This window comes from Oxalobacter formigenes (assembly GCF_002127965.1).
GTDB classification, from domain to species: Bacteria; Pseudomonadota; Gammaproteobacteria; order Burkholderiales; family Burkholderiaceae_D; genus Oxalobacter; species Oxalobacter formigenes.
Genome location: NZ_CP018787.1, coordinates 497,833 through 509,629, shown reverse-complemented (window position 1 = coordinate 509,629; position 11,797 = coordinate 497,833). Strand labels below are relative to the sequence as shown.

General features: G+C 50.7%; 11 protein-coding genes. 6 read left to right on the top strand and 5 right to left on the bottom strand.

Annotation, left to right across the window (positions count from 1 at the left end):
• Positions 1-81 precede the first annotated feature (81 nt).
• The 3 genes from def (at position 82) to BRW83_RS02485 (ending at position 2,131) form a co-directional block, all read left to right on the top strand.
• On the top strand, positions 82-621 hold the full coding sequence (gene def, locus BRW83_RS02495) for a peptide deformylase (RefSeq protein WP_036604010.1): 540 nt from the start codon (positions 82-84) through the stop codon (positions 619-621).
• Entirely contained in the window at positions 618-1,562 is a 945-nt protein-coding gene (fmt, locus tag BRW83_RS02490; RefSeq protein ID WP_005881854.1) for a methionyl-tRNA formyltransferase, read from the top strand. The genes def and fmt overlap by 4 nt, the downstream gene beginning before the upstream one ends.
• A 71-nt stretch (positions 1,563-1,633) precedes the next feature.
• Positions 1,634-2,131, top strand: a complete 498-nt coding sequence (locus BRW83_RS02485; RefSeq protein WP_005881856.1) for an SRPBCC family protein — start codon at positions 1,634-1,636, stop codon at positions 2,129-2,131.
• Between the two features lie 4 nt (positions 2,132-2,135).
• On the opposite strand, the gene BRW83_RS02480 is transcribed toward BRW83_RS02485, so the two are convergent.
• Positions 2,136-2,969: an aldo/keto reductase gene (locus BRW83_RS02480; RefSeq protein ID WP_005881859.1), complete on the bottom strand. Its 834-nt coding sequence runs from the start codon at positions 2,967-2,969 to the stop codon at positions 2,136-2,138.
• Between the two features lie 138 nt (positions 2,970-3,107).
• On the opposite strand from BRW83_RS02480, the gene BRW83_RS02475 reads away from it, so the two are divergent.
• Positions 3,108-4,529: a 4Fe-4S binding protein gene (locus BRW83_RS02475; protein WP_005881861.1), complete on the top strand. Its 1,422-nt coding sequence runs from the start codon at positions 3,108-3,110 to the stop codon at positions 4,527-4,529.
• Between the two features lie 44 nt (positions 4,530-4,573).
• On the opposite strand, the gene clpA is transcribed toward BRW83_RS02475, so the two are convergent.
• Positions 4,574-6,889, bottom strand: coding sequence for an ATP-dependent Clp protease ATP-binding subunit ClpA (gene clpA / locus BRW83_RS02470; protein ID WP_005881863.1), 2,316 nt, complete (start codon positions 6,887-6,889; stop codon positions 4,574-4,576).
• The gene (gene clpS, locus BRW83_RS02465; protein WP_005881865.1) at positions 6,886-7,194 is read right to left on the bottom strand and encodes an ATP-dependent Clp protease adapter ClpS; all 309 of its coding nucleotides are present in this window, start codon (positions 7,192-7,194) and stop codon (positions 6,886-6,888) included. Before clpS ends, clpA begins: the two co-directional genes overlap by 4 nt.
• A 332-nt stretch (positions 7,195-7,526) precedes the next feature.
• Between clpS and cspE the strand changes: the two genes are divergently transcribed.
• Positions 7,527-7,730 (top strand): transcription antiterminator/RNA stability regulator CspE, encoded by a 204-nt coding sequence (gene cspE, locus BRW83_RS02460; RefSeq protein WP_005881867.1) that lies wholly within the window; start codon positions 7,527-7,529, stop codon positions 7,728-7,730.
• A 131-nt stretch (positions 7,731-7,861) separates the two neighbouring features.
• The gene (locus BRW83_RS02455) at positions 7,862-8,575 is read left to right on the top strand and encodes a pseudouridine synthase (protein ID WP_036604012.1); all 714 of its coding nucleotides are present in this window, start codon (positions 7,862-7,864) and stop codon (positions 8,573-8,575) included.
• Between the two features lie 30 nt (positions 8,576-8,605).
• Here the strand turns inward: BRW83_RS02455 and lpdA are convergent, their stop codons facing one another.
• Both lpdA and aceF read right to left on the bottom strand, forming a co-directional pair.
• Entirely contained in the window at positions 8,606-10,360 is a 1,755-nt protein-coding gene (lpdA, locus tag BRW83_RS02450) for a dihydrolipoyl dehydrogenase (protein WP_036604013.1), read from the bottom strand.
• A gap of 50 nt (positions 10,361-10,410) precedes the next feature.
• On the bottom strand, positions 10,411-11,739 hold the full coding sequence (aceF, locus tag BRW83_RS02445) for a dihydrolipoyllysine-residue acetyltransferase (protein WP_005881874.1): 1,329 nt from the start codon (positions 11,737-11,739) through the stop codon (positions 10,411-10,413).
• Between the last annotated feature and the right edge of the window lie 58 nt (positions 11,740-11,797).

Genomic DNA, 11,797 nt, shown 5'->3' with positions numbered 1-11,797 from the left:
CTGTTTTCACTATCGATTCTGCACAGTAATGTTGCTGTATGCAAGATATCGCCTTCGACTGTTGTTCCTGAACTGATACAAATGGCACGTTTACCTATTCTTCGTTACCCCGACCCGCGTTTGCTGAAACCTTCCAGACCGGTTACTGATTTCGGCGATTCCCTGAAATCGCTGATCGCCGATATGGCGCAAACGATGTACGAAGCTCCCGGAGTCGGCCTTGCCGCCCCCCAGATCAATGTCCACAAACAGTTAATCGTCATCGACGTTTCAGAACAGAAAAACGAACTGAGAGTTTTCATCAACCCCCAGATCGTCAAAGCCAGCGAGGAAAAAGCCATATTCGAGGAAGGTTGCCTCTCGCTTCCCGGCATCTACGATGAAATCGAACGCCCTGCCAAAGTGACTGTCCGGGCACTGGATGCCAATGGCAAGGAATTTGAATTGGAAGCGGAAGGCTTGCTGGCCGTTTGCGTCCAGCATGAAATCGACCATCTGAAAGGCAGCATTTTCGTCGATTATCTTTCCCCGATGAAGCGTAACCGCATCAAGAAAAAACTGCTCAAGGAAGAGCGGGAAATGAAAAAAAGCAACTCCGGCTCAACGGGACGCAAAAAATGAAAATCGTTTTTGCAGGCACGCCTGAATTTGCCAGCATGGCACTGGAAGCCGTCAAAAGAAACGGCCACGATATTGAACTGGTATTGACGCAGCCCGACCGGCCCGCAGGCCGTGGCATGAAAATGCAGCCCTCAGCCGTCAAAAAAACCGCTATGGAATACGGCATTCCTGTCGAACAACCGGTTTCGCTTAAAATCAACGGCAAATACGGCGAAGAAGCGCAACGGGTTTATGACAAAATCCGGCAAATCGCTCCTGACGTCATGGTCGTCGTCGCTTACGGCCTGATCCTGCCGAAGGAATTTCTCGACATTCCGAAATATGGCTGCCTGAACATTCACGCGTCGCTGTTGCCGAGATGGCGAGGTGCTGCTCCGATCCAGCGTGCCATCGAAGCCGGGGACAAGGAAACGGGTATATCGATCATGCAAATGGAAGAAGGCCTTGATACCGGTCCTGTCCTTTTGCAGGAAAAAATTGCCATCGACAAAAACGTCAATGCCTCGCAACTGCACGACCAGCTGGCTGTGCTGGGCGGTAAAATGATCGCATCGGCACTCGAACGGCTCGATACGCTTGTACCCGTGCCTCAAAACGAAACCGAGGCCAATTACGCTGCCAAGATTCTGAAAGAAGAAGCCACTCTGGATTTCACGCTGGACGCAACGGCAATCGCTGACAAAATCCGGGCATTCAACCCTTTCCCCGGATGTGTTGCCCACTATAACGACGTACCGGTCAAGATATGGAAAGCTGAAACAGCGAATGCCAATTCCGGTGCACCTGCCGGTAAAATAGTATCGGCTGATGAAAACGGTATTGTTGTGGCTTGCGGCAATGGTACCCTGAACATTCTGGAATTACAGAAACCCGGAGCCAAACGTTTGCCCGTTTCGGAATTCATCAAAGGCTTTTCATTTGATAATGGTGACTTCAAATAAAATTGAGCGAAAGCTTCGTTTTATGCACCATAATCCCTACACCCGAACATTCATTAATCGACACCAAGCTCATGAGATTTGAACACCTGATCGAAGTCAATAATCTGGAAGACCCGCGTGCGGATGTGTTAAGCCGCGAACAATTATGGAATGGTCTGCTGTTGAGGGCAAAAGCCCCAAGCCTGTTCATTCCCCATATGGATGGTTTTGCCATTGTCGAAGAATCCGACAATGCCCTGACGCGCACGCTGGATTTTGGAAAATTCAAGGTCAATGACCGGGTTGATTTCGTACCGATGGAAAAACTTCATTTTCACATCCCTGCACAGGGTGAAATCATGGAGTCGAGGCTTGAAATCGCGATCGAGGAACCCTTTCCTGACCGTTTCTTTTTGCGTTTCATTTATGAAGACTCTGCCGCGGAAGAAGGGCCTGAAGCGATGTATAACGATTTCCGCCGTTCCGCCTACAAGGAAATGGATGTCGATTCGATGCGACTCATTCGCCAGTTTGCGTCTCAGGGTCGTCTTGACGGCCCTGAGACAAACGAAAAAACGCTTTTATCGTAAGTATTTACAAAACGTCCAGCGGCATCTTGTGATCCGGCGGCGGGAAAATGGCGTCCAGTTCGTCAAGAACGCTCTGGTCCAGTGTGATATCCCATGCCTTGCGGTTTTCCTCAACGCGCCTGAGGCTTGACGATTTGGGAATAGGCACCGTTCCCTGATGCAGCAACCAGGCCAGCGCAAGCTGGGCTGGCGTAATGGACAGTTTTTCGGCAACCCGTTTCAGGCCTGAGCTCTTCAGCAAGCGGGTCTGATAAAGCGGCGAATAGGCCATGACCGGAATATTCCGTTTTTTCTGCCATGGCAATAAATCCCATTCGATGCCACGGGAAGCGAGGTTGTACAAAACCTGATTGACGCAGATATTGCCGTTGTCATATTGCGCCGCCTCTTCCATGTCGTCCAGATCGAAATTGGACACACCATACGCACGGATTTTACCGGCATCGACCAGTTGTTCCATGGCCTCGAACGTTTCGGACAAGGGATAACTGCCTCTCCAGTGAAGCAGGTACAGATCAAGGTAATCCGTTTTCAGTCTCTGGAGACTGCGTTCGAGCGCAGCAACGGTTCCTTTCCGGCTGGCATTGCCCGGAAGCACTTTGCTGACCAGAAAAATTTTGTCCCGTCTTCCGGCAATCGCTTCACCGGTTACCTTTTCAGCTCCACCTGAAGCGTACATTTCCGCAGTATCGATCAGCGTCATGCCCAGATCGATCCCATGTTGCAGGGCGGCTATCTCTTCTTTTTTGGCGGAAGACGACTCTCCCATAAACCAGGTTCCCTGGCCCAATGTCGGCATCGTGATACCATTCGGCAATCTGACTACATGTTCAGGCATAATTGATTTCCCAAAAAATGATTAAGAATCCGGTTCCGGCAATGTCATTCATATTCAATGCCAAACCGTTTGGCGATATGCCATGCATTATTGCACTGGATACAAGCCGTGGACAAGAAGCTTTAAAATACCGTGGCGATGAACGACATTGAAAAAGACCTTTTCCGAAAAACGGTAGTCATCAAGACGACAAGTTTAAAACCTGCCGAATATTCCGTGTTATCTGAAGACAAGTCCATTCGTGCTGATGAAACTTTTCCCCATTCTGCCGACAGCCTTTCTCGCATTGAAAAGGTTTTGAGACATCACAGGAAAGCTGTATCCCTGATTCAGTGGCTGGTCGTCCTTCTTTATTTTTCCCTTTTGTTATTGCCGGCCTTGTCGGGCAATTTTATCGATGAACGCGTTTATGACAGCATTTCCGATTTTTCGCGACTGATATTCTGGGGGACAGGATGGCCCCTGATCGTTTTGAGCATGATGGTCTGCGGACGAATCTGGTGCGGCCTTTTTTGTCCCGATGGGACACTGACTGAATTCATCAGCCGTCACGGGCAAAAACGCTCTATTCCCCGATGGATTCGCTGGAAAGGCTGGCCATGTACTGTTCTGACCGGTACGGTTTTATATGGACAGCTGATTGCTGTATACGACAATTTCCCGGCCACTCTGGTTCTGCTTGGAATCCCCACGTGTCTGGCACTGCTTACCGGTTTTTTATATGGCAACGGAAAACGTATCTGGTGCATGTACCTTTGCCCCGGCAATGGAATTTTCGGCTTGCTGGCCAGACTGTCGCCCATTTATTACAAAGTCGACAGGGAAAAATGGGAACAATATTCCGGACAGCAGGAACGCCTAGATTGCCCCACGCTGATCAATGTCCGCCAAATGCAGGGCATGTCCGGCTGCCATGCCTGTGGCCGCTGTCTCGGTCACAGAAATGCCGTTGAACTTGGATTCAGATCGCCTTCCTCTGAAATAGTGACGACTCCCGAAAACAGAATATCAGGTTCCGAATTGTTTTTGCTTCTATGGGGTGTGACCGGGATCTGTACAGCGGCACTGGCGTGGCGTGGAAACGTTCTTTATAGCCAGTTCATTCTTCGACTTGCACAGCTGGACGTTTTGGCAGCCAGCGATTTGCCCTGGTGGCTGTCTGCCAGTCCATCGAGTCCGTTTCTCCTGATTTTCATCATCATCAGCGGCTCGGCACTGGCACTGATGATAGTCGTCCTGCTTCGTCTGGCTGCTCTTGTCTCAGGCAATGGCATCCTGTGGAAACAATTGGCGCTTTGCCTGATTCCTGTCACTGGTTTCGGTATTTTTCTGGGTATCAGCCAGATCGGTTTTTCACTTTGGGAAGCTTATGGATTTCATTCAGGGTGGAAACCGGTATTTCAATTCATGGTCCTGACCGCTGCGTCCCTGTTTTCGGTCTGGCTGGGCATCAGGATAATTTTTGGCCGCATTCATCTTGCCAACATGATCGCGTTTTTTATTTACTGCTTGTCAGTGGCCTTGCTTTTCGCCGTCTGGACGAATTGTTTCCTGACATAAAAAAAGCCTGCTCCGGAAAGCAGGCTTTTTAAACGGATTGAGAATCAATCCAGTTCCAGCGCGTTGCTTTCCGGCAGCTGGAACTTGTCCGATACACCGGCATTTTCCGGAAATTCCAGTTTGATCTCTTCCTTGTCGTCCAGATCGACGATAACGGAACCACCGGCCACCAGTTTGCCGAACAGCAGTTCGTCTGCCAGTGCCTTGCGGATCAGATCCTGAATCAGGCGCAACATCGGACGGGCGCCCATCAATGGATCGAAACCTTTTTTCGCCAGGAACTTGCGCAAGGCTTCGGTAAAGATGGCTTCGACTTTCTTCTCGTGCAACTGTTCTTCAAGCTGCATCAGGAATTTGTCGACGACCCGCAGAATGATGTCCTCATTCAGGGCGGAGAAGCTGATGATGCCGTCGAGACGATTCCGGAACTCAGGCGTAAACATTCGCTTGATGTCGACCATTTCGTCACCTTTTTCCTTCTGGTTGGTGAAACCGATGGACGATTTCTGCAGACTTTCCGCCCCCGCGTTGGTCGTCATGATGATGATGACGTTACGGAAATCAGCCTTGCGGCCATTATTGTCCGTCAGAGTACCGTGATCCATGACCTGCAAGAGGATACTGAAAATGTCCGGGTGGGCTTTTTCAATTTCATCGAGCAACAGAACCGCATGCGGTTTTTTCGTAATGGCTTCCGTCAGCAAACCTCCCTGATCGAAACCGACATATCCCGGAGGCGCGCCGATCATGCGGCTGACGGCATGGCGTTCCATGTATTCAGACATGTCGAAACGGATCAGATCGATTCCCAATGTGAAAGCGAGCTGTTTTGCCACTTCGGTCTTGCCCACCCCGGTCGGCCCGGAGAAGAGGAAGGCGCCAATCGGTTTGTCGGTCTTGCCCAGACCGGCACGTGCCATCTTGATGCTGGCAGACAGTGCGTCGATAGCGGCATCCTGACCGAAAACCACGCTTTTCAGATCGCGATCCAGATTCTGCAATTTGCTCCGGTCGTCCTGATTGACCGACTGGGCAGGAATACGGGCAATCTTCGAGATGATGTCCTCGATTTCGGCCTTGCCGATCGTTTTCTTCTGTTTCGATTTCGGCAAAATGCGCTGTGCAGCACCGGCTTCATCGATCACGTCGATTGCCTTGTCCGGCAACTGCCGGTCGTTGATGAAACGGGCAGACAGTTCGGCCGCCGATATCAATGCAGACACAGAATACTTGACCTTGTGGTGTTCCTCGAAGCGCGATTTCAGGCCACGCAATATTTGCACCGTCTGTTCGACCGTCGGTTCGTTCACGTCGATTTTCTGGAAACGGCGTGCCAGTGCATGGTCTTTTTCAAAGACGCCACGATATTCGGTAAAGGTCGTTGCGCCGATGCATTTCAGCTGACCGCCAGACAGGGCCGGTTTCAACAGGTTGGACGCATCCAGCGTACCACCCGAAGCCGAACCGGCTCCGATAATGGTATGGATTTCATCGATGAACAGAATCGAATTTGGATTGTCGCTCAACTGTTTCAGCACGGCTTTCAGACGCTGTTCGAAATCGCCCCGATATTTCGTTCCTGCCAGAAGCGCACCCATATCGAGTGCATAAACGACGGCATCGTGCAAAACATCCGGCACGGAATTCTGGGTGATACGCCATGCGAGCCCCTCAGCCAGCGCCGTCTTGCCGACACCGGCCTCGCCGACCAGCAGGGGATTGTTCTTGCGTCTGCGGCACAGGACCTGAATGACACGGTCGATTTCTTCTTCACGGCCGATCAGCGGATCGATTTTTCCCGACGCGGCCTGTTTGTTCAGGTTAAGGGTATAAAGATCCAGAGGTGAATCCTTGCCGGCAACGCCTGCCTCGCCCTGCATTTCCTCGGCACCCTCAGCCTGTTTCGGCATTTCGGACTGGACGTTCTTGCGAACGCCATGGGAAATGTAGTTGACCACATCCAGACGGGTCACGCCCTGCTGGTGCAGGTAGTAAACGGCATGCGAATCCTTTTCGCCGAAAATGGCGACCAGAACATTTGCGCCGGTTACCTCTTTCTTCCCGTTCGATGCGGACTGGACATGCATGATCGCCCGCTGGATAACACGCTGGAATCCGAGGGTCGGCTGGGTATCCACTTCCGCGGTACCCGGGACGATCGGGGTGTTATCGCTCACAAAATCGCTGAGCATTTTTTTCAGCGCGGGAATATCGGCATTGCATGCTTTCAATACTTCAGACGCAGAAGGATTGTCCAGCAGTGCCAAAAGCAAATGCTCAACAGTTATAAATTCATATCGTGCCTGACGCGCCTCTACAAAGGCCATATGCAAGCTGACTTCCAATTCTTGCGCAATCATGCTTCCTCCATCGTACATTGCAATGGATGCCCTTCGCCACGGGCATGTTTCAAGACCAATTCCACCTTCGTGTTTGCGATATCCTTCGGGAAAATTCCGCAGATTCCTTTACCCTCGTGATGCACTTTCAGCATTATCCGGGTAGCTGCTTCCCTGTCCTTGAAAAAATATTCCTGCAAAACGGATATCACGAATTCCATTGGCGTGAAATCATCGTTTAACAAAACTACCTTATACATCGGAGGCGCTTTTAAAATGGCTGCCTCTTTTTCCAGTAGTACCTCTTTTTCCTGCTGTGTAACCATTGCTTTTACTTTATACCGAATTAAAAGTTTCTGCTTGTGCGCGAACGCAAAGTTCACATTTGATAATACGTGTTTTTAACTCTTCGTGCAGCCTGTCGCCACCCGACGGTTGCAGCGTTGCCATCAAATTTTTAGCCTACATCAAAAATCCGCCGTTTTTTGGGAAAATCGCTTGACTTTGACTATCTTTGCGCCAACAATGGACTGGTTGACAGGCGCATGGTCCAGTGCCTGGCGACAGCAACATTATAAAAAAGGACTGGTTCGGATCAAACTCGTTTTTTCCGTTGGTTTCACAAGCATAATGCGTTTTTATAGAAAGACCCTCTTTTATGGCAACTGGTACAGTCAAGTGGTTTAACGATTCTAAAGGTTTCGGTTTTATTACCCCGGAAGACGGTGGTGAAGATTTGTTCGCACACTTCTCCGCAATTAACATGAATGGCTTCAAAACCTTGAAAGAAGGACAAAAGGTTCAATTTGAAGTCACTCAGGGCCCAAAAGGCAAACAGGCTTCCAACATTCAATCCGTATAATTACCGGTTGGATGAGACCTTAGAAACCCCGCTTCATAGTGGGGTTTTTTATTGCCCTCGGTACATATAATGACATAAAAACGATTTTCGCGTTTTTGTGCAGGAATTCTTTTACAATGCCAACTATGGAAATGACATTGGAAAAGATTCTTCAACGCCAGGGCTTCGGCAGCAGAAAGCTGTGTCGCACGCTTGTAAGGCAAGGCCGCGTTCATGCAGGCGATGTCGTTTGTACCGATCCTGACCGTCGTTTCGAAACAGATGCACTCCATTTTTCAGTTGACGGTGAAGACTGGGTTTACAGGGAACACCTGTACATCGTCCTGAACAAGCCGTCAGGCTTTGAATGTTCCCATCAGCCACAGCATCACTCCAGTGTTTTTACCCTTTTCCCTACCCAATTCATCCAGCGGGGCCTGCAATGCGTCGGACGGCTGGATCAGGACACGACAGGATTGCTTCTCCTCTCGGATGACGGCGATTTCATTCATCGCTACACGTCCCCGAAAAAGAAAGTGCCGAAAGTTTATGAAATCTCAACAAATGCAGAGATTGATGAATCCCAGCTCGAAAAACTGAAAAACGGTGTCCAGCTGAAGGATGAAACCGGTATGACAAAAGCGCTCTCATGCGAAAGTTTCGATGAATACCGGATGAGGCTCGTCATTGCCGAAGGGAAATACCATCAGGTCAAACGCATGGTTGCCGCCGCGGGCAATCGGGTTGAAAAGCTCCACCGGTCAGCTATTGGCGGATTCGCTCTTGAAGAGTCGCTTCCCGCTGGAGAATGGCGATATCTGGACGTTAACGATTTGAATAAACTGGATGAGCCGCTTGATCCTTGAGCAGCTCATCGTGCAGGACAATACCCCTAATTATTTTTTTCGGGGTATATAAAGGTCTGTAATCGTCCCCAGCCCGATTTCCGCCGCGAACATGACTGTTTCCGATAAAGATGGATGGGGATGGATCGTCAGGGCAATATCCTCCAGATCGGCACCCATTTCGAAAGCCAGCGTCGTTTCGGACAAGAGTTCGCCTGCACCCGTTCCGGCAATCGCGGCGCCCAGCAGGCGTTTCGAGGATTTGTCCCACAACAGCTTGGTCAGGCCATCCCTGCGCCCCATCGTCAGGTTCCGGCCCGAAGCGTTCCATGGAAATACTGATTTTTCGACAGGTATTCCTTTCTTTTCCGCTTCCTCTTCCGTCAGGCCCATCCAGGCAATTTCGGGATCGGTATACGCGACGGAAGGTACCGTCATGGCATCGTATTCGGCTTTCTGCCCCGCAATCACTTCAGCCGCTATTTTGCCTTCATAACTGGCCTTGTGTGCCAGCATGGGCTCGCCACAGATATCGCCGATGGCATAAATATGCGGCACGTTCGTCTGCTGTTGTCGGTTGACCGGTATGAAACCGCGTTCATCGACCTGAACACCCGCTTTTTCCGCTCCGATCAGTTTTCCGTTAGGACGACGGCCTACCGCAACCAGTACAAGATCGTATTGCCCGGATTCCTTCGGCGCTCCCTGCCCTTCGAAACTTGCCGTCAGGCGATCGCCGTTCTCTTCCAGCCTCGATACTCTGGTATTGGTATAAATGGCCTCATAGCGTTTTCTGATCCGTTCAAGAAGCGGCTGGACGACATCCCTGTCAGCTGCAGGAATCAGGCCATCCGAAAACTCGGCAATCGTGACTTTCGCGCCCAGTGCATCATATACACAGGCCATCTCGAGTCCGATGATTCCCCCACCGATAACCAGCATTTTTTCAGGGATTTTTTTCAGATCAAGCGCACCCGTCGAATCGACAAGCGCAGGATGCCCATATGGAAAACCGGGCAATTTGGCAGCAGACGAACCGGCAGCAATGATCGCGTTTTTGAATCGTACTGACCAGTTTTCATTCTCGCCTGTCACTTCCATTTCATACGCGCCGGTAAACTGGCCTTTTCCCTGCAGAATCTGTATCTTCCGTGCTCTGGCAAGCGCGGCCAGTCCGCCAGTCAGTTTGTCCACCACACCCTGTTTCCACTGGTTCAGTTTCCCCGGATCGATTTCAGGTTTGGAAAAACTGACTCCGGCCTCATTCATTTCTTCCGCTTCCGTGATCACTTTGGCGGCATGAAGGAGTGCCTTTGAGGGAATGCATCCGACATTCAGGCAAACACCGCCCAGAACGGGATAACGTTCGACAATGACGACTTTCTGGCCCAGATCGGCAGCCCTGAACGCTGCCGTATAGCCTCCCGGACCGGCTCCGAGAACCAGCGTATCGCATTCAATGATGTTTTTTGTGCCATTTCTTCCAAGAGCAGGAGAAACAGCTTTTGCCGGATGGTCGTTTTGTTCACTGCCAGCCTTCGGTTGTTCGACAGAAGAAACCGGTAAATCTTCGACATCCAGTGTAAGTAATAGTGTCCCTTCGGAAACCTTGTCCCCCAGCTTGATTTTGAGCTCCCGGACTTTCCCCGATTCCGGCGAAGGGATTTCCATGCTCGCCTTGTCCGATTCCACCAGCACGATTGACTGGTCTTTCGCGATCTCGTCCCCTTCCTTCACCATCACTTCGATGACTTCCACATTCTCGGAATCGCCTATGTCCGGCACCCTGATTTCCACTGTTTTCATCGTCTGCATTTCCTTGTCAGTTCTCTCTGGCAGTCCAACCGGTTTTCATTTTAAAGAAGCGTTTCTTTCATATCGCCCAGTACCTCGGACAGATAAGTGATGAAACGCGTGCCTTCCGCCCCATCGATAACACGATGGTCGTAAGACAAGGACAACGGCAGGATCTGCCGTGGCAGGAATTGCAGGCCATCCCACACGGGTTGTGTCGAAATGCGTGACAGGCCGACAATCGCGACTTCAGGCGCATTGATCAAGGGAGTGAAATACGTGCCTCCGATCCCCCCTAAAGACGTTATCGTAAAACTCGCACCCTGCATATCGGACGGATTGAGTTTTCCTTCACGGGCGAGTGCCGACAACTGGGCCAGTTCCCGCGAAATTTCCAGCAATCCTTTTTTATCGGCATTTCGGATGACTGGCACCACCAGACCGTGAACCGTGTCGGCAGCAAATCCGATATGGTAGTAACGCTTTAAAATCAGGTTTTCGCCGGTTGCATCGACGGACGCATTGAACTGCGGATATTTTTTCAATGCTGCCACGCAAGCCTTGATGACGAAGGATAAAACGGTCAGTTTCACGCCTTCGTTTTTGTGCCTTTCATTGGCCTGTTTCCGGAAAACTTCAAGATCGGTCACATCTGCCTGATCATACTGGGTCACGTGCGGGATCATCACCCAGTTACGGTGCAGGTTGGGGCCGCTGATTTTCTTGATCCGTGAAAGAGGCTGCAATTCGGTTTCGCCGAACTGGGCAAAATCAAGAGATGGCCAGGGCGGCAGATTCATGAAATTGTCGAACCGGTTGGACGATCCGTCCCTGTTCAGCATGGTTTTCACATAGAGCTGGACGTCTTCTTTCAAAACCCGCTTTTTCGGGCCTGACCCGCTTACCCGTCTCAAATCGACACCCAGTTCACGGGCATATTTTCTGACTGAAGGCGAAGCGTGCGCCGCAACGGTATTCAGCTTGTGATCGGGAACGGAGTCTTGTGCTTCATAGATCGCGACTTCCACCTTCGGTGATGTTTGCGCCGGCTTTTCCTCAACCACCACAACGCTGGCTGGAGGAATGGCGTTCGCAGCCGCTTTGGCAGGTACACTTTCGGCAGGTTTTTCGTCAGGATCAGCCTTTTCAGCCTCTTCCGAATCCAGCACAAGCAAAACCGAGCCTTCGGAAACCTTGTCTCCCAATTTGACTTTCAGTTCCCTGACTTTCCCCGATTCCGACGAAGGGATTTCCATGCTCGCCTTGTCCGACTCCACCAGCACGATTGACTGGTCTTTCGCGATCTCGTCCCCTTCTTTCACCATCACTTCGATGACTTCCACATCCTTGAAGTCGCCTATGTCAGGCACCTTGATTTCCACTGTTCTCATTCTTGCATCCCTTTATGTCTTAATGCAGGAAATACGATATTTCACTTTTCAGGCAGCT